The sequence below is a fragment of the Paenibacillus spongiae genome, assembly GCF_024734895.1.
In the GTDB taxonomy this organism is placed as follows: domain Bacteria; phylum Bacillota; class Bacilli; order Paenibacillales; family Paenibacillaceae; genus Paenibacillus_Z; species Paenibacillus_Z spongiae.
On record NZ_CP091430.1, the window covers coordinates 906,366 to 925,000 of the forward strand.

The following is an 18,635-nucleotide window of genomic DNA, read 5'->3' on the forward strand; positions in this document are numbered from 1 at the left end:
AGGAGCCAATGTGCTCCATTAGGATCCCTTCGATTTAAACTAAACCGCCGCTAGACTTAGTCAAGAGCGGCAGAGGGATGATTAGCCATTATCAATATTCTATTCTATGAAATCATGAGATTTAGGGAACACTCAAAATATACGGGTTCAAACCAATCTTGTTAACAGGAGGCAGTCAGGCCCGTAAAAAAGTCGTATCCGGTACATAATCCCTTCTGGTTTTACCACACTTTTGATAAGATTATATAACCAATCAAAACTCATTCAAAAAAGAGAGGTCCTACAAATGATAAAAATAACCAAGCCGCAAGTGGAGGCTGAGCTTCAGACCTTCCTCGGGGCGGAGGCCTATATCCACAGCGAGGCGACTTCCTTCGTCTTCGTGCGGAATTTCAAGGTCCGGGTGACGGATGTCTTCATAGCGGGGGAAGGTCCTTTTCGTGCCGCGCTCCGATTCGATGGGCATGGCTGGCTGCGAATGGAAGCGCTCACGCATTATGAAGCGGATGGAAGCGGCCGGCTGCTGCTTGCCGGTTATGATGATCGGGGCCGGATGAATGTGGCGCTGCATCTGGGAAAGGAGCCGTTTCCCGAATGAACAACAGCGATAAAACCCCAGTGCGAAAGCTCCTGGCCGTGTTTGCCCATCCGGACGACGAGTCATTTATTTGTGGAGGGACCCTGGCCAAATACGCCAGCGAAGGCGTCGATATTACGCTGGTGAGCGCCACGCGGGGGGAGATGGGACGGCGTATGGGCAATCCCCCCTATCTGAACCGGGAAACGATGGCGGCCGCCCGCGAAGTGGAGCTGCGACAGGCCTGTGAATGCCTAGGCATCGGCCAGCTTCTTTTTCTGGATATCCGCGACAAGACGGTGGAGTTTATTGATGAGGAGCGACTGACTGCACGGATTGAAACGATCATTCACGAAGTGAACCCCGATGTCGTGCTCACCTTTCATGAAACGCTGGGCGGACACCCGGATCATTGCGCAATCGGTAAAGCGGCGACGGCCGCTTGCAGGCGGACAGGCCATCAGGGTGCTCTATATTTCATTACGTTCGGTGATGCGATGGCGCGTCCGGAACGGTACGGATATACCCGCAAGGACGTCATCAGGATAGACGTGCAGGCTCATCTGGCAGCCAAGCTCGCGGCCTTCCGGGCACACCGGTGCCAGACTGAGATCGACGAGTGGGTATGGCTGCCCGACCAAGAGGCGCTGGCGAAATTCGGCCGGCATGAGTACTTTTTAAAAGCGGATAGGGAAGCTCCGACCCGGGATCCCTATGATTTGTTCTAGGAGCTCAGTTCCCTCTATCCGCGGGTATCTCGGCTAAAGCGGCGCCGGCCAAGGTATGCAGCACCGAACTATCCATCGGAGGGTTGTGCAGGCCGGCGCGAACGTCCCGGCAGAACCGTTCCAACGGCCGCTTGCGCTCCAGACTTGCGGCACCGACAATTCGCATCGCCAGATCCACGACTTTGATCGCGTTGTTGGTGGCCATATATTTGGCCAAGCCGAGCTCCGGCTTCAATGCGGGCCGATTATCTTTCTCCCGATCCCAACGGTCCGCCGCCGCGTATAGGAGCGAGCGTGCGGTTCGCAGCTCGATTTCCATCTCACCAATCGAATGCTGCACATAGGGGAGAGCGGCGATCGGTTCTTTCATATGATTGGGGCGGTAGGACCGGGCAAACTCAAGGGCATAATCCCTTGCCGCCATAGCAATGCCTATGTAACAGGCCGGAATATGCAATAGCCAGCCTCCTCCGTCATCGATGCCTTTTCCGGTAAGCCTCATGTCTTTGTCCACAAATACGCCATCCAAGACCACATCGTGGCTTCCGGTCGCGCGCATGCCGAGCGTATCCCAAGTTTCCACCAAGCTGACCCGATCCGTCCGGTGAACCAGAAAGTCGCCCGTACCCTCTTCTTCCGGAATATACGCCGTCACGACAAAACGGTCAAGGATCGGGGAGAGCGTACTGAACGTTTTGCGTCCCGTAATCAACCAGCCGCCGTCTGTGGGGATCGCCGTCGTTTCAGGTTTTCCGCCTCGGCTGGGACTACCGGAGGATGCTTCGCTGGCGAAGGTGTTGATCATCGCTCCATCGCTTACGACGGAACGGCACAACTCTGCAAAAACGGCCTCCGGCCACTTCCGGCTGGTTCGGAGATGAAGAATCTGACCGATATGCCAGCCAACGGCAAGTGCGGTCGATCCGTCTCCATAGGCGAGCCGTTCCTGCAGCATGACGAGATCATATAGCGAGAGCCCATCTCCGCCGAATTCTTGGGGGACGGTCATCTTTAAGTATCCGGCCTCGCGCAGGTCGGCAAAATTCTCAAAGGGGAAGGAGCCCTCCCGGTCGTGCTTCTCGGCTCTTTCCGAGAACCGGGCAGCCAGCTTCTCCACTTTGTCGGCCCTAGCCCTTTCTTCCTCGCTGCGTATATAGTCATCGATGATTCGATTCATGCGGTACACACTCCTCTCGTCTGTATTATACCCGCTGGCGCATAAGCGCGTACAATAGGAAAAACGGACATTGTACAATCTGTCCGAGGGTATTCTTCACTAATCTGATGGAGCGGGTAACGGAGTTGAAACTAGACGATAGGAACGAGAAAGTGACAGCGGCGCAGTTTCCGGAGAACACAACGAGTGGAACAATCGCCGCTAACAACGAATCGGATAAAATGACAAACCCAAGAGAAGGGATCCTGCAGGAGCCAATGCGCCCCTTTAGGATCCCTTCGTTATAATCTGCCGCCGCGCGCTACTTCTTCCTCCCATATTGCTTGCCATAGTTCAGCATCTCGCGGTACATGCTTTTGTCCTTGAATTTCTTCAGCGGATAGAACTGGGGTCTTGTGTTCACTTCAAGAATCCAGGATCTTCCTTCGCCGTCCAAGGCGACGTCGAGGCCAAGCTCGCGAAAACCTCTCAGATGCTGATCGAACAGCCGACCGACGGATAAGCCTAGATTAATCAGCTCGTTTCGCTTTTTCTCGATCCTGCCTTGGCTGTAACCCGACCCAGATAGGGTTTGCTGTAAGAAGCCGACATTGCCGCCCTGGTTATAGTTTGTCGCCACTTTGCCTGGCCTGCCTATTTTGGTAAAGATCCCCGTGCACTTCCAAGCCCCCGCGTTCGATTTTTGAATCATGACGCGAATATCGAAGGGCCGGCCTTTCGTCTTGGCCAGATTGATGCCCTTCTGCAGCAGATAGGGGCGCTGCCGGGAGCGCTGTTTCAATTGCCCAAAGAGAGCGTCGAATGTCGAGTATCGGGTTTTCACCGTGTTGTGCTGCGTCTGGTAACCGTTCGCCAGCTTTTTGATCCGTACGATATTAAATCCGCCCGAGCCGCCGGTAGGCTTGAAGAAGACCGTGGAGTATTGGGAAAGCATGCTGCTCAGATTGCTTCGGCTGAATGGCAAGGTTTGAGGTACGTATTTTCGAAGATTGGCGTTTTTATTCAGCCATTTCGTTTTCGTCCATTTGCTCTTAACAGAAGTGCTTCTATAACTCATCCTGTTCCGCTCCCCTTTCTCTCTCACTAGCTTATGAGCGGCTTTTGCAGCTTGTTCGTGCTCTTGTCTAGTGACTAAGCCTAATTGGAAAACACATTAGTCATAGATGAAATTAAGAACAATGCGCTTGTGGATAGGGGGAGCCATGATGAAACAATATGGTCGAATTCGCTATTTGATCGAGTCAAATTTGCTCACGATACCTGCTCTGCAGTTGCTGTTGTACCTTTGCTGATGTCTGCTGACTGCGCTTCATCAATTCGATGAGCTGATTATAATTGTTCCAGTGCTCCTCCCATAACTCCTCATCAATAAGGTCCTTAAAATTTAAAGGCATGACAGCCTTCCACTTCTCGTACTTTTCGAGTCGGCTTATTTTGTTCACCAGGTCCGTAACACCACGTGACTGAGGGGATAATCGAGCATTGCTGCGCATCCACTCTTTCCAGTTCTTGTTTCCCTTGGATTGGTTACATTTCCCGCAGGCCGGTACTAAATTATAAATATCCGATATGTAGCCAGTCGGCTGTTTTCCTTTGACAAGGGGGCGAAGATGATCCCACTCCGTTGATTTATCCCCGCAGTAGGCACACCTTAAATCTTCGGCTTCAAGTTCTAAGATGGCTAAGCTTTCTCTTATTTCTTCCTCTGATGGTATAATGCAAGGAATAATGCCATTTACGAATGAGTTTGTAATACTAGAGGAACGACCCATTACATTGACGGGTTTTGGCATTTGAAATACGCTTATAAATTTCATGGGGAGTTTACTCCTTATAGATAGTCTCTGAGTGTGGCTCGATAACAGTATAGATGAAAGGTTAACGTCCAAAAACAGTCATTTTCTGTCGAATCGAATACATGTTTGGTGACATCATGATGTCGCTAGTCTAAGTTATCCTTAGTACATACCTCTGACCCCGAATGAATGCAATGAAAATACCGATGAACTTAAGAATACGCCTTAACAAGGGTGAGCCTGTATGAACAAAGCGTGACCGTATGAGCCAACCTATTTTGTTAAACCGCTTCTAAACGTTATTTTCTTTTTTTTGTTTTAACGATGTATGTTATTGTCTCGAATTGAGAACAAGGAATTGTATCTATCGCGATGAGATGATTGTTTCATACGAACGGGCACTGGTAAACTATTAGGTATCGTAGTATATAACAGATAACTTAGATTATGGATGAAATATAGTCTGTTTCAGGGGGGGAGGCCTATGAAAAAAGCAAACGCTAATCTAATGAAAAAAATCAATTTAAATAATGTCCGCCAAGCAATGAAGCGTGTCGAAACAGCGACGAAGCCCCAATTGGCTTCGCTAACCAATCTGAGTGTGGTGACGGTAAATTCCCTGGTCAAGGAACTGCATGAGCTTGGAGAGCTGTTTGAAGACGATACCGTTCCATCCAACGGCGGAAGACCTGCGCTAACCTATAGATACAATTACGATTTTAGCCTTGCGCTCGTTGTTTACTTAAGGGAGAACCAAGGACAGGTGCTGGTTTCGGCAACGGTAGTGAATTTGGAAAATCAGCTTTTGGAAAAAGAAGAATATATCATGCCTGTGTTTGAGCGGCAGCGGTTCTATGCGATTATGGAGCATTTCGTAGCGCAGCATCCCTCCATTAAGGTGATTGGCATAGGCATTCCCGGGCAAGCCGTCAATGGGGAAATTACGGTGGCCAGTCATCAAGAGCTGACGGGTTTTCGTATGATTGAAGAGATTGAATCGCGATTCGGGCTGCCCGTTAGGGTGGAGAATGATGTTAATGCAGCCATTAGCGGATACTCCATGAAGGAGGATTTGGAGGATGAGCAGTGTATGCTCGGCATCTATTTCCCCGCGAAGTATCCGCCAGGTATGGGCATTTATCTCGACGGGAAGATCGTTAAAGGAAAGAATGGCATGTCGGGAGAAATCAAATTTCTTCCCCTTGGTCTGGATTGGAATCGGGAGATGGCAACGGATAAGTTTGTGAATGCCGTCTGTCAGATCATTCAAACCGTCAATGCCGTCCTTGCTCCTGACAAAATCGTGATTTATCAAGATCGAATTCAGGCAGATACCTGGAATCCTGCATGGGAATCCTATCGGCTTCAGAACCCCATGCCGACCTATCCTGAAGTGGTGTTGAATCAGACCTTTCAACAGGACTTTGAGGCAGGCATGCGCTGGCTGACGCTGCAAGAATTAGAGCCGACTCTGGATACAGATAACGGGAACCCCTGGAATTAAATTCTGGGGGTTCTATCCGTTGCATGGCTTGACATAGAAAATAATCTGCTGCATAGTAAATAAAGAGTCTTTATAAAGTAGGTTTATTTAAGTTTGGATGAGGTTTCAACATCGATACATTCACAAGGGGAGAAGGTGTATTCTTGGCAACCTGGTTTTTGATTATCATCTATCTGGCTTTTATTAGCCTGGGACTCCCGGATTCTTTGCTTGGATCGGCATGGCCGGTGATATGGCCCGACATTGGCTCATCCGTCGGCTCTGCAGGGATTGTGTCCATGATTATTGCGGGAGGAACTATCGTTTCGAGTTTGGCGAGCGGCACTATGATTAAACGATTAGGGACAGGGAGAATCACGCTGATCAGCTGCATCCTTACGGCAGGAGCTCTGCTTGGTTTCTCTATGGCACCTTCAATGGTCTGGCTTGTCATACTGGCCATTCCTCTGGGGGTAGGCGCAGGTGCCGTGGATGCCGCATTGAATCATTATGTAGCCGATAACTATAAGGCTCATCATATGAACTGGTTACACTGCTTTTGGGGTGTAGGGGCAACGCTGGGACCGATTATTATGTCCGCCTATATAGCCGACCATAACTCTTGGAGGGGAGGCTATGCTGCGGTATCCATCATCCAGTTCACGCTCGTTATTATTTTACTTGTTACGCTCCCCTTGTGGAAGCGTGTCGCTGCAATACGCGAGCTTGAGCGTCCGCATAACGATGAGCATGTCGAAAGCGATAAGCTGCAGCCAGAACCAACTATAAAAGCCAATCTATTTCGGATTAAAGGCGTCAAACCATCTCTTATGGCATTTTTATTCTATTGCGGAGTGGAAAGCACGGTAGGTTTATGGGGAGCCAGTTACCTGGTTGGTGCAAGAAACATTACAGCCGATACGGCTGCGTTATGGATCTCCTTATACTATGGCGGCATTACGGTTGGCCGGCTGATTACCGGCTTTATAACGCTGAAGGTTCCCAATCGTCTGTTGATCCGTTACGGTCAGATGATTACCATTGCAGGCGGAATCATCCTTTTATTACCGTTACCCGTTTCGTTTTCTCTGCTTGGATTCATTCTGATTGGACTTGGCCTTGCTCCCATTTATCCAGGGCTTCTTCATGAAACGCCAGCCCGGTTTGGAAGAGAACATTCGGCGAGACTCATGGGTTATCAGATGGCCGTCGCCTATACGGGGACGACGCTGCTTCCTCCAATGTTCGGCCTTATCGCCACGAAGACGAGCTTAAGCCTATTTCCGTTTGCTGTGCTTGCTTTCCTTATTTTCATGCTGCTAAGTGCAGAGAAAGTAAACCGCATTTTGAGCAAACAAGTGAAAGTAAATTAGGATGTATATAGCTTCCAGATTAATCTCGAGCTTTGTGTTAGCAACTTCTGCGTTAATCTTAATGGTTATATTGTTATTTCTTTGATTTCGATATGTCATGAACAATTGGAGAACGATTGTTACGAGCCTGATCGTCTATATGTCATTTGATGTTGTTTCATCCAGAACGGATTATATTATGGAACCGCTGACCGTCTCCTTCTGCGGAGGATGCAGACGTCTCCCTTAATTGAGAGGAGATCCGGACTTCCCAGGTAGCTAACCCACAGGTTGGCCCAGATGGGAACTCCGGCTGCTTCCGTACCATTCGGACTCCCAATGCCGCAGCGGGAAAATCCCTGCCATCGGCAGGGCTTTCTACCCGCTCCTAAACCATTCGAGCGCTTTCCCATACATGTCAGGATGGATAGAATGCGCATATCCATCATATTCGAAAACTTGCAATTTCCCTGTGTAATCGGGGTACTCTTCTTGTAACGCCTTCACGAATCTCCAAGCCCCATCCGAAGGCACTTGTCTGTCTAATTGACCACATAGGAACTGGATGCTCGATCCATGATGATAGAGCTGCAGATTGGTTAAAGGATTCCTGCGATCATAGCAGCTGCTTGCATAGGAATCGGGTTCGCCTGGCGGTTCGTTGCTTCCGGGGCGGAGCCAATCGGCTGTTGCGATCCAAGCGCTGACCGAGTCAATGCGCGGATCCACCCCTGCGGCGGTTACCGCTATATCTCCTCCCATAGAAACCCCGCCGGCATGAATCTTCCCGTCTATTCCGAGATGCTCCATTGCCCAGTCGATCACTTGCGGAAATTCTTCGGCGGTATGCGCAAGAATAGGCCAGAAGTGACGGCGGATATTGCTTCGTATGCGTTGTACGAATTGATCTTGGCTCTCTATTCTTCTCTCGCCGTGCTGATAGGGATCGAAGCTTACAGCGGTATAGCCTTCATTCGCGAAGGAAGTTAATGTATCGAGTACGGACTCCTTCGTACCTCCAAATCCAGGCAGCCAGATAATGAGGTCGTTATGCACTCGCTGCGCAGGTTCAACCCAGATGATCGGAATGTCATTCACCATCATTCGATTCACAACAACGCCCCCTCAAGAATTCCAAACCTTCTCGGTTGGATGGTTTTAACAATTACAAGGTATATCCATCGGTATTGCATGTCAAGATCATTTTATTTCATGGAGCGATAACCGGTTCAGCATCGCAGACGGTAAACCATGCGATTACTCCATTCAGTCCTGTCAGTCCATCAATCACAACTTCTGAAGCAGTCGATCGAGCGCGGCGGCCGGCGCTTGGTATTCAATTTTTATTAAAGCAGGTGTTGTAATGAAAAAAGCTTAATCATAGGTTGAGGTGTAGGGAATCGTTGCAGGTATTGTCATTACTTTGTTGTATTACTTATTGAGCAGCTTGCTCGATCTCAAACAACCGCAATTGATGTGTTTATAATCGCTTGCGACATTAATCTAGGATGTCATAATCCGTAAAAATGAGGTGCTGCGCGTGCATGCCAAAGATAGAGTGATCGAAGTAGAAGGGCTCGTCAAAAGATACGGCGGCTTTACCGCTGTTAACGGGGTCAGCTTTGGCGTGAGCCGAGGGGAAGTGTTCGGGCTGCTTGGCCCCAACGGCGCGGGCAAAACAACGACGATGGAGATGATCGAAGGGCTGCGGAAGCCGGACGGCGGCAGCGCCAAGGTGGCGGGGCACGATACGCGGACCTCGCTTCGCAAGGTGAAGGAAGTGATCGGCGTGCAGCTGCAGTCGACATCGCTGTTCGAGCTGTTGACTGTAGAGGAAATATTACGGATGTACGCGAGCTTCTATCCTCGTTCGGTGCCGATCGAGCCGCTGCTGGACGACATGATTTTGCAGGATAAACGAAAGGGCCAAGTCAAGCACCTCTCCGGCGGGCAGAAGCAGCGGCTGGCGATTGCCATCGCGCTCATCAATGATCCGATCGTGCTGTTTCTCGACGAACCGACGACCGGGCTCGATCCGCAGGCACGGCGGACGCTCTGGGATATCGTGCTCCGCTTGAAGGAGCGGGGGAAAACGATCGTACTGTCGACCCACTATATGGACGAGGCGCATATTTTGTGCGATCGGATTTGCCTGATGGACCAAGGGAGCATCATCGCCCTTGATACGCCGGATGAATTAATCCGGTCGCTGCAGTCGGAGAATGCGATCGAGTTCCGCCTGCCTGAACAAGGGGGCGGAGACCAAATCGCCTCATCCGCCAATCATTCCGAATCTCGCATTCCTTCCTCAGCCGGCACAGAAGCTTCTGACGCATCCAGCCCGTTGACTGGCCTGCTGCAGCACATTCCAGGTGTCCAGGAGGTCGAGCTGCGCAATGATACGTATGTTCTTTACACGAGCGATCTGCAGGCAACGCTCACGAGTTTCGTGCAGCTGATGTCGGAGCGCAGACTAACGTTTACCGACCTCAGGACACGGACGGCCACGCTGGAAGACGTGTTCATCCATATGACCGGAAGGGGGCTGAGGGAAGAATGAAAGCCTACCTGCAATTGACCCTATCGCAGCTGAAGCTGTTTGCGCGCAATCGGCAGATGCTTGTATTCACGCTCTTTTTCCCGGTGTTTTTCATGATGATATTCGGATTTGTTTTCAATAATGACAGGCCGATGTCGCTGGATGCGGCGGTGATCGACCAGGATCACAGCGAAGCGTCGCAAGAGCTTATGACGAGCTTTGGACAGACAGGGGTTCTGAACTTAAAGACGTTTGAAGCCGAAGCGGATGCGCTGGATGCGCTCAAGCACAACGATCTTGGACTGGTCGTCGTCATTCCGCAAGGGTACGGCGACTCGCTCGGCAAATTCGCGCAAGCATCGGAGCCGTCCTCTGGCGGTGCCAATACCGGATCGGCGGCTGTGAACACCGGCTCGCCTGCACAGATCCGGATGATATACGACAGCGCAAACTTGACTACGGCCGGTCTGGCCAAGGCTGCGGTGAGCGGCGTCGCAGACAGCGTATCCAAGAAGCTCTTGCATTTTACGCCGGCCGTAACGGTAGCGGAAGAGAGCGTGCAGTCGCAGCAGCTGTCTTATATTGATTTTCTCGTTCCCGGAATTGTGGCGATGATGATTATGTCGAATAATTTGAACGGCGTAGCCGGGCAGATCGCTTCTTGGCGGGAACGGGGGGTTCTTCGCAGAATGCAGAGCACGATGCTGAGACCGTCTTCGTTCATAGCGGCGCAAATAACGGCTAGGCTTACTTTGAACGGTATTCAGGCGGTAATTGTTCTGCTGATCGCTCAATTCGTATTCGGCACACAGGTGAGGGGCTCGTGGGGGACGCTGCTGTTCTTCGTCATTATTGGCACGCTGGCGTTCATGTCGATTGGCTTTATTATCGCAAGCCTGGCGAGAACGCCGGAAAGCGCCAACCCGATCGCAGCCATTCTTTCGTTCCCGATGATGTTCCTTGGCGGGGTCTTCTTCCCGATCAAAAACATGCCGGAATTCATTCAGAAGTTCGTGAACCTGCTGCCGATCGCCCATCTGTCAACGGCCATGCGCGAGGTGATGAACGCGGGAGCGGGCTTCGCGTCCTTATGGACCGAGACGCTTATTCTCTGTGGCTGGATGATCGTTGCTTTCGCGATCGCCTCCTACACGTTTAAATGGGAGTAACGAGGTTTTATCGCTATTAGGGGGAGAACTGTCGTTGCAGCAAGAATGGATAGAGTCATCAGAGGACTCTATCCATGATTTTATTTTTCCACAAAAAGCACGTGAATTTCTTTCTTCCCCGATTCATGAGGGCCGATGAGCTTCTTGCAGCCGGTTAGGACATATTGAGTCCCCGCCGCTTGATCATCGCGCACGACTTCCCTTTGATGGATCTCACCACAAGTTGTTTCCGACTTTCCTCTTGACCTCCCCCCAAGCTTATCCCGGGTATTATCATAACTGTAGCTAATCTTCTTCCCGTCATAATGCAGGTCGATTATTATGGGATCCCCTTCGTCCGTATAACTCGTGATTCGCAAACGACTTTCCCGGCCTTGATCGACATGATTCATGAAGGGGATGATCTTGTCTGTGTTTAGCGGCCCGCTTGGTCCAACTATGATATCGCCATTTTTCTTGGCTTCTCGGACCGAATATTCGGATGTCGACGTACAACCGGTTATTAGCAAGGTTAATGTTAACAGGATAAGCATTTGTCTCAAGAAAACCACCTCCTGGTTCTAGACGTCCGGACGATCCGATTTGTTTCTTGCCGCGTGAGCGTATAAGCTCACATTAATATGTTTTTTATTTTACTTATGTCTTATAATGAGAATGGTTATCACCTCTTTGCGGAAAGGCTGAGCGTAGTGAAGAACGGTCCATCCACAATAACGGAGCATCTCGCTTCCTATCTCTATCAATTAGTCGAAATCAAACATATATGTTCAGCCTCATCGGTGTTTCAACATGAGCCGTCCCTTTATGGCATGTTGTTGTTCAAGGAAGCGGACGGGGACATACAGATTAGGGGACGGAGCTATCCCTTGCAGCGGCAGAAGGTATTCATCTTGGCGCCCGATTCCGCCGTTCAGCTTGGTCTTCGTAACGCGGGCTCGGCCGATTATTACTACATCCAGTTCCATGCCCTGCAGGCCGCGGACCGGAAGCAATTCATCCCCGCCCAGCTGAATTGTCCGGACGAGCTGCCCATTTCGCATTTTTCCCTTCTGACGGAGCGGGTGGACGAGATCATGAGGAAGCAGTACAGCGGCAATGGCTGGGATGCCATGAAGGCGAATATTCTGTTCCAAGACATGCTAATTGCGCTGTTCAAGGATGCCATCCGCGAGCATAAGCAGGATTTGAAGCACGCGATTGCTCTTACGATGGATTATATGGAACAGAACTATCGGTTGAATATAACGCGGAAGCAGCTTGCCGAGATGGTCGGCATAAGCGAGGATTACTATTCGCGGGCATTCAAGAAGCTGGCCGGGAAGAGCCCGATGGAATATTTGACGGAGGTGCGGGTCAGCCAGGCCAAGCAGTCGCTGCTGCTGTCGCGCGATTCGTTCCGTTCGATTGCCCAGAGCGTCGGTTTCAGCGACGAGTTTTATTTTAGCCGCAAGTTTAAAGCATCGACCGGACGCTCGCCGACCTCGTATGTGAATGCGGTCAAATATTCGGAGAAGATCGCTTCGCTCCGGCATCTGCTTACCGGCCATCTTATTGCGCTGGGCGTCGAGCCGTATGCCGCCGTCATCAACAACGCCTATCCGGTTACGACCCGGTTCCGCAACACGGTTGCCGTCGGCGACTACAAGCCGGACCTGGAGAAGCTGATGACGGCCAAGCCCGACTTGATCATGACGTGCGAGTTTCGCGATTTCGGAAAATCCCAGAAGGAGAAGATGTACGATCAGATCGCTCCGACCGTGACGCTTCCCTTCTACCAGTCCTGGCGGGTTCATCTGCAGACGATCGGCAAAATTATCGGCAAGGAGAAGGAGGCCGGCGACTGGCTGGAGCGGTACGATAATAAGGCGGAATCGGTTCGCAAGCAGCTGGCCGAGACGATCGGGGACGAGACGATCCTGATCGTCGGAATCGGCGACGGGCGGATGTGCGTATACGGTCAGCGGAACATGGGCTCGGTCCTGTATGGGGATTTGAAGCTGGCCGTTCCTCGGGGCGTAGCCGAAATCGATCATTACAAAGAGACCACGCTGGAGGAGCTGCATGCGTTCGATGCGGACCGCATCCTGTTAACCAGCTATCGGCATGACGGTTCCGAGCATGTGGACCAGGCGATCCGCAATGAAGTGAGCGGTCTGTATACCAATGAGGCTTGGCATGCTCTTAAGGCCGTCCGGAACCGGGCGGTGTACGGCATGTACGACAGTCAGCATCTCTATACCTGTTATACCTCTCTATCGCATGATCTGTTCCTGGATAAAGTCCGGCAGATGCTTCGGTCGGATTCGTCCAAACAGCGGACGTAAATGTCCATGTTCATCGCGGACTGCTTTCGTATAATTAAGAATGAGAATCAGTCTCGTTGATAGGGGCGGACAAGAGAGAAAGGGAGAGGGAAATACATGTTCAAATCACCGAAAGTAATGGTTGCGCTGGCAATGCTTCTAATGGTTATGCTCGTAATTGCCGGCTGCGGGACCGACAAGAATGCGGGGACAGAAGGGCAGAACAAGCCCGAAGAGAAGGTCAACGGCACGAATAATAAAGAAGCTGCGGCGGGGAACAACGAGCAGAGCGCAGATGTTCGCGTTATTGAGCATGCGATGGGCAAAACAGAGATCAAGGGCACGCCGCTGCGGGTCGTTACGCTGTATCAAGGCGCTACCGATGTGGCGGTTGCGCTGGGCGTGACACCGGTCGGCGTTGTCGATTCCTGGGTTGAGGAGCCGATGTATCTCTATCTGAGGGATCAGCTGAAGGACGTTCCGCATGTCGGCCTGGAAACGCAGCCGAATCTGGAGGAGATTTCGAAGCTGAAGCCGGATCTCATCATCGCATCCAAATTGCGTCATGAGAAAATCTACGATCAGCTCTCTCAAATCGCGCCAACCGTAACCCATGAGACGGTCTTCAAGTTCAAGGAGACGCTTGATTTGATGGGGAAGGCGATGAATAAAGAGGAGGAAGCGGCCAAGCTGCTCGCCGATTGGACGGACCGGGTAGCCGATTTCAAGCAGAAGATTGAAACGAAGCAAGGCGCCGACTGGCCGATCGAGGTCTCGGTGCTGAACTTTAGAGCCGACCATGCCCGCATCTATGTGACGGGTTACGCCGGGGATATTCTGAATGAGCTGGGCTTTACGCGCTCTGCATCCCAGCAGGAGGAAGAGAAGAAGGGAACCGTCGTGCTGAAATTGACGAGCATGGAAAGCATCCCGAGCATGGATGCGGACACATTCTTCATCTTTACGTTCGATGCCGGCGAGGAAGACGGCGCGGTTCAGAAAACGTACGACGATTGGACGGGTCATCCGCTTTGGAAGGAACTGAAGGCCGTGAAGAACGATAAGGTTTACATGGTGAACGAGGTGACCTGGAATAACGGCGGGGGCATCATTGCAGCCAACAAAATGCTCGACGAACTCTACGATCACTTTGGTTTAGCGAAATAATGACAGGCGCGAGAATATCTATATTTTCTCGTACCTCTACGAGAATGGCAGGTCTTGTTCTCGCAATAGGCTTATTCGCCGGCTGTTTTATCGCAAGCGTCGCGCTCGGGCAGATCGCGATCCCGTTTACGACGACGATCGATGCGTTCTTCGATTACGACCCGTCATCAACGGAGCACATTCTGATTACGACGACGCGAATTTCCCGGGCCGTCATTGCAGCGGTGATCGGAGCGGGGCTGGCGATAGCGGGAGCATTCATGCAGGCCTTGACGAGAAACCCGCTCGCTTCCCCAAGCATATTCGGCATTAATGCGGGTGCTGTATTTTGCATCGTGTTTGCGGCGACGTTCTTCTCGGTCTCCTCGCTCACGCATTACATGTGGATCGCATTCGCGGGAGCCGGAATAGCCGCTTGCTCGGTTTATTTCCTGGGCTCCCTGGGCCGGGACGGCTTGTCTCCGATTAAGATTGTGCTGGCTGGCGCGGCTATATCGGCTTTGTTCGTTTCCTTCACGCAAGGCATGCTGGTCATCAGCGAGCAGAACTTGGAAGGCGTCTTATTCTGGCTGGCCGGCTCGGTCTCGGGAAGAACGATGGATATGCTGCTGCCGATATTGCCTTACATGGCAGGGGCGGGAATCTTGGCGTTCCTGCTCGGGCGCTCCGTGAATATCTTGACGACGGGCGAAGATATTGCCAAGGGCTTGGGACAGCGAACGATCATGGTCAAATCGTTGATGGCCGTCGTCGTGATCGTCTTGGCCGGCGGATCGGTTGCGGTCGGCGGCTCCATCGGATTTATCGGACTGGTCGTTCCTCATATCGTTCGTTCGCTTGTCGGGATCGATTATCGATGGATCGTTCCATACTGCGCGCTGTTAGGCGCAAGCCTGCTGCTGCTGGCCGATATAGCGGCCCGGTTCGTCATTATGCCTCAAGAAATGCCGATCGGGGTCATGACCGCCTTGGTCGGAACGCCATTCTTCATCTATATCGCACGCAGGGGGATGGCGAGGGAATGAGCAATTATTTTACCGTGCGCAATAAATCAGGCAAGCTGTCCTTCTTGGTCGAGAAGAAAACTGTCGCGGTTACGATGGCTCTGTTTGCGATTGTAATTCTGCTGTTCATTGCAGGTTTATCGATCGGAAGTACCATGATCAACCCGATTGAAGTGGTGAAGCACCTGCTAGGCATGGGCAGCGGCGAGCATACCTTCATTCTGGAGACGCTTCGGCTGCCGCGCATGCTTCTATCGCTGTTAGTCGGTGCAGCGCTTGGCATATCGGGTTTGATTTTGCAGGGAATCATCCGCAATCCGCTGGCTTCCCCCGATATTATCGGGATTACTGGCGGCGCGTCCGCAGCTGCGGTAGTATTTATTACGTATTTTGCCGGCGCGGTGAGCATCCGGTGGCTTCCGGTCGCGGCGATTATCGGGGCGGGAACCGTTTCGCTGCTTATCTACGTATTAGCTTGGAAGAAAGGCGTCTCGCCGATCCGCCTCGTTCTCATCGGGATTGGCGCAGCTGCGGCGACGGGAGCTTTGACGACGATGCTGATCGTGCTTAGCTCCACCGCCTCTGCTAGCCAAGCGTATATTTGGATGACGGGAAGCGTGTATGGGGCCAATTGGGAGAATGTATATGGCATGCTGCCATGGGTGCTCGTTTTTGTGCCGCTTGCGTATATATTCTCCAGGTCGGTCAATGTGCTGGAGCTGGGCGATCAGGTGGCGGCCGGCCTTGGGACGAAGGTTCAGCTGCAGCGGTTCTGCCTGCTTCTCATTAGCGTGGCGCTGGCCGGATCTGCCGTCGCATTCGCGGGCGGGATCGGCTTCGTGGGGTTAATCGCCCCTCATATTTCGAGGAAGCTTGTCGGGCGTTCGTTCGGAGGATTGATTCTCGTTGCCGGAATCATAGGGGGATTAATGGTCTGTTCGGCGGATATGGTAGCCCGGACGGTCTTTCTCCCGCTTGATATCCCTGCGGGCGTATTCTCTGCGGCTATCGGCGCTCCATTCTTCATTTACCTGCTGTATGCGAACCGGAACAAATAAGATTGGGACAAAGGGAGAATCGGGACATGAGCCATGAGGGACCGCTCTTGCTGAAGCGGGAGGAATGGGATTATTTCAAGGATCAACTGCGCATGACAACCGGGGAATCTCTTGAACGGCGTTATTCGATCTCTTCGCAAGACTTGCTGGATGAACAGAGATGCGCCGCGTTTCTGGATGGCTTGGCGCCTGTGTTTGACTCCGACTCGAGAAAGGTGACCGCTTCTCTATTCGCCAAGCGGTATGCTTTCTTGCTCATTTGTCCGAGCTTCTATGCCATGACGATGTACGGGAAGAGCTTTGACGTATCCATCGGGAATTGTCATGTCGAATCGAATTTCGTGGGCGAAAGCTGGAGGCCGAATTTGAGGCTGAACGATATGAGCATGACGCAGCCCGCGGCCGCCGGCCGTCACGAATGGCGCGATCAAATCATTAAAGGCATATTCGCAGATCATCTCGCTCCGATCTGGGCGACCCTATCGAAGGTTGCTCGTCTTCCGTTGTCCATATTATGGGAGAACACCGCCGTCTTCGTCTACGCGCTCTACGAGAAGCGAATTGCCGATGAGAGCAGCGGAGATCAGAAGCTTCGCCGGCAGGAGGATTTCAACTATCTTGTCCGCAATGCGACGGCAGATTTATTCGGCTGGAAGTACAATCCCATTGCGGCATACGATAGTCCCAAATGCAGCGTAGAGGGGTACGACAAGCCGCTGCGCATTCGCAAAACGTGCTGCCTGTATTATAAATCTTCGGACGATGGAAGTTACTGCGCGACCTGCCCGCTGACCAATAAGGGCAAATAAGCAAGTAAGTAAGGGCATCTTCAACCAAAAAGAGAGCTGTCATCACAAGCGAATGTTTCGTTCGCTGCGGAGACGGCTCTCTTTTTTCATCTATATAAATTTAGAGACCTGCAGATACTTATTGCTATTGAACCTGTGCCGCCGTATCCAGCGTATAGACGCCTGTGTGCTTGCCCTTCAGTTCATACCATGTGAGGGTGTCACCCTGCACGAGCGGTGCCATGTTCCCGGGCGACGGAACGCCCTTAAGCTCGGCTGGGGCTTTCAGGTAGCTTCCCTCGCCGTCGATGATCGCGTAGAACAGCATACCTTCCTCCACGCCTTCGGCTTCAACCTTCCATAGTAATACATACTTATCCTTGCTGATCTTGCTAATATGGCTTTCTTTCACTGCACTCTTGGAGCTTGGCGCATACTCCGTGATCCATTTGGTCGTCACGGCTTGGCTGTCTGTGGCCGTCTTGGGCACGACGCTGACGAACAGGTTCTTGGCGCTGCTTGTTCCATAGGATTGCGTCAAGGAAACGCTGGAGCCTACGACCAGATAGTTCGATTCGGTTATCTCAAGTCCCGTCAAATGGCCGCCTGTGTAGTTGTCGCCAATCCTGCCCGGGAACTTGATGATGTCGATCTCATTGGTGATTTCTCCCGCATCCTCCGTCTGCAGCACGATCGATCTCGGATAGGCGTCTCCGTGATCGGCATAGACGATCCGGCTTCCATCGAACCGTACATAGCTGGCGAAGGAATGGCTCACGTGGTTCGATGGCCATTGCCCGCCTTTGGCGAGAACGTTCATGTCCGACGTTTGAATCAAGAAGGAGATATTGGATTGATGATGCAGCCCGTCATCGGACAAATATCGCTCCCGGGCGGTATGGACCGCAAGCAGTCCGTCATGGTTGTCCATCGTGAGATTGCTCGCATCGAAAGGCACCGTTACATAAACGTCGCGGATGTCGGCTTGGCCGATTTTCTTCCACGCTTTATCGTATTTCACAATCGAGAATACGCTCTTCGCGCTCGATTCTTCTTCATTCGTCTGGCCGTACACGATGTAATAATAGCCGTCCTCTGAAGCATGAAATCCGCCAAAGAGCGGGAGTACCATCGGAATATCGGTCTTTCCTAGATAACGGTAGGTCGACGGGTCGTAGTCGCTTACTGTAAGCTTGCCTTCATTATAGTGCAAAATATGTACACGGTCGTTATCCGCGTACATGTACCGCTCGGCAGGGTGTGCCCAGTTGCTATACCAATAATCGTCGGTGCTCTTCTCGTCAGGCGCTGACGTATAGAGCAGCGATATGGCTTGGTCTGTATAGATTTCGACCGACTGTGTGGATGGGTTCCAAGCAATGGTATTGTTGAAGCTTTCCGTTACGAACCGAAGCGGTACCAGAGCTCTGCCTTTTATAATCTGTGCCGGAACGTCCATTGTGATACGCTTGCCGTTAATTTGGGCGACGGGGT

At 51.7% G+C, this 18,635-nt stretch carries 17 protein-coding genes (1 of these 17 only partly in view); 11 read left to right on the forward strand and 6 right to left on the reverse strand.

Translation table 11 applies throughout. The features are described 5' to 3' along the window. Nucleotides 1-232: 232 nt before the first annotated feature. Both L1F29_RS03890 and L1F29_RS03895 read left to right on the forward strand, forming a co-directional pair. The gene (locus L1F29_RS03890; RefSeq protein ID WP_373876473.1) at nt 233-598 is read left to right on the forward strand and encodes a DUF1806 family protein; all 366 of its coding nucleotides are present in this window, start codon (nt 233-235) and stop codon (nt 596-598) included. Nucleotides 599-618: 20 nt separating this feature from the next. Continuing rightward, the gene (locus L1F29_RS03895; RefSeq protein ID WP_258387079.1) at nt 619-1,305 is read left to right on the forward strand and encodes a PIG-L family deacetylase; all 687 of its coding nucleotides are present in this window, start codon (nt 619-621) and stop codon (nt 1,303-1,305) included. Nucleotides 1,306-1,309: 4 nt separating this feature from the next. Here the strand turns inward: L1F29_RS03895 and L1F29_RS03900 are convergent, their stop codons facing one another. The 3 genes from L1F29_RS03900 to L1F29_RS03910 all read right to left on the reverse strand — a co-directional run bounded on the left by L1F29_RS03900 (nt 1,310) and on the right by L1F29_RS03910 (nt 4,299). Next, complete coding sequence (locus L1F29_RS03900) at nt 1,310-2,482, reverse strand: acyl-CoA dehydrogenase family protein (RefSeq protein ID WP_258387080.1); 1,173 nt, start codon at nt 2,480-2,482, stop codon at nt 1,310-1,312. 301 nt (nt 2,483-2,783) lie between these two features. Then, nucleotides 2,784-3,539, reverse strand: coding sequence for a YheC/YheD family protein (locus L1F29_RS03905; RefSeq protein WP_258387081.1), 756 nt, complete (start codon nt 3,537-3,539; stop codon nt 2,784-2,786). 184 nt (nt 3,540-3,723) lie between these two features. Continuing rightward, nucleotides 3,724-4,299 (reverse strand): HNH endonuclease, encoded by a 576-nt coding sequence (locus L1F29_RS03910; RefSeq protein WP_258387082.1) that lies wholly within the window; start codon nt 4,297-4,299, stop codon nt 3,724-3,726. Nucleotides 4,300-4,762: 463 nt separating this feature from the next. Between L1F29_RS03910 and L1F29_RS03915 the strand changes: the two genes are divergently transcribed. Together L1F29_RS03915 and L1F29_RS03920 are read left to right on the forward strand one after the other, a co-directional pair. Continuing rightward, on the forward strand, nt 4,763-5,782 hold the full coding sequence (locus L1F29_RS03915) for an ROK family protein (RefSeq protein WP_258387083.1): 1,020 nt from the start codon (nt 4,763-4,765) through the stop codon (nt 5,780-5,782). Between the two features lie 143 nt (nt 5,783-5,925). Further along, nucleotides 5,926-7,134: an MFS transporter gene (locus tag L1F29_RS03920; protein WP_258387084.1), complete on the forward strand. Its 1,209-nt coding sequence runs from the start codon at nt 5,926-5,928 to the stop codon at nt 7,132-7,134. Nucleotides 7,135-7,491: 357 nt separating this feature from the next. Here the strand turns inward: L1F29_RS03920 and L1F29_RS03925 are convergent, their stop codons facing one another. After that, nucleotides 7,492-8,217 (reverse strand): alpha/beta hydrolase family protein, encoded by a 726-nt coding sequence (locus L1F29_RS03925; protein ID WP_258389601.1) that lies wholly within the window; start codon nt 8,215-8,217, stop codon nt 7,492-7,494. Between the two features lie 436 nt (nt 8,218-8,653). On the opposite strand from L1F29_RS03925, the gene L1F29_RS03930 reads away from it, so the two are divergent. Together L1F29_RS03930 and L1F29_RS03935 are read left to right on the forward strand one after the other, a co-directional pair. Then, a complete protein-coding gene (locus L1F29_RS03930; protein WP_258387085.1) occupies nt 8,654-9,673 on the forward strand; it encodes an ABC transporter ATP-binding protein in 1,020 nt (339 codons plus the stop codon). Next, a complete protein-coding gene (locus L1F29_RS03935; RefSeq protein ID WP_258387086.1) occupies nt 9,670-10,821 on the forward strand; it encodes an ABC transporter permease in 1,152 nt (383 codons plus the stop codon). The genes L1F29_RS03930 and L1F29_RS03935 overlap by 4 nt, the downstream gene beginning before the upstream one ends. An 80-nt stretch (nt 10,822-10,901) precedes the next feature. On the opposite strand, the gene L1F29_RS03940 is transcribed toward L1F29_RS03935, so the two are convergent. Next, on the reverse strand, nt 10,902-11,354 hold the full coding sequence (locus L1F29_RS03940; RefSeq protein WP_258389602.1) for a DUF4362 domain-containing protein: 453 nt from the start codon (nt 11,352-11,354) through the stop codon (nt 10,902-10,904). 333 nt (nt 11,355-11,687) lie between these two features. Here L1F29_RS03940 and L1F29_RS03945 point away from each other — a divergent pair, with 333 nt between their 5' ends. The 5 genes from L1F29_RS03945 (at nt 11,688) to L1F29_RS03965 (ending at nt 17,162) form a co-directional block, all read left to right on the forward strand. Next, entirely contained in the window at nt 11,688-13,145 is a 1,458-nt protein-coding gene (locus L1F29_RS03945) for a helix-turn-helix domain-containing protein (RefSeq protein ID WP_258387087.1), read from the forward strand. A gap of 96 nt (nt 13,146-13,241) precedes the next feature. Next, a complete protein-coding gene (locus L1F29_RS03950) occupies nt 13,242-14,291 on the forward strand; it encodes an ABC transporter substrate-binding protein (RefSeq protein ID WP_258387088.1) in 1,050 nt (349 codons plus the stop codon). A 44-nt stretch (nt 14,292-14,335) separates the two neighbouring features. Continuing rightward, entirely contained in the window at nt 14,336-15,316 is a 981-nt protein-coding gene (locus L1F29_RS03955) for a FecCD family ABC transporter permease (protein WP_258387089.1), read from the forward strand. Continuing rightward, the gene (locus L1F29_RS03960) at nt 15,313-16,353 is read left to right on the forward strand and encodes a FecCD family ABC transporter permease (RefSeq protein WP_258387090.1); all 1,041 of its coding nucleotides are present in this window, start codon (nt 15,313-15,315) and stop codon (nt 16,351-16,353) included. The genes L1F29_RS03955 and L1F29_RS03960 overlap by 4 nt, the downstream gene beginning before the upstream one ends. Nucleotides 16,354-16,379: 26 nt before the next feature. Continuing rightward, on the forward strand, nt 16,380-17,162 hold the full coding sequence (locus tag L1F29_RS03965; protein WP_258387091.1) for an IucA/IucC family C-terminal-domain containing protein: 783 nt from the start codon (nt 16,380-16,382) through the stop codon (nt 17,160-17,162). 124 nt (nt 17,163-17,286) lie between these two features. Here L1F29_RS03965 and L1F29_RS03970 read toward each other — a convergent pair whose 3' ends face one another. Beyond that, on the reverse strand, nt 17,287-18,635 hold the 3' portion of the coding sequence (locus L1F29_RS03970) for a copper amine oxidase N-terminal domain-containing protein (protein ID WP_258387092.1). It continues 280 nt past the right edge of the window; the window shows 1,349 of its 1,629 coding nt (coding positions 281-1,629); its start codon lies off the right edge, out of view — the gene reads right to left on this strand; it ends in the stop codon at nt 17,287-17,289.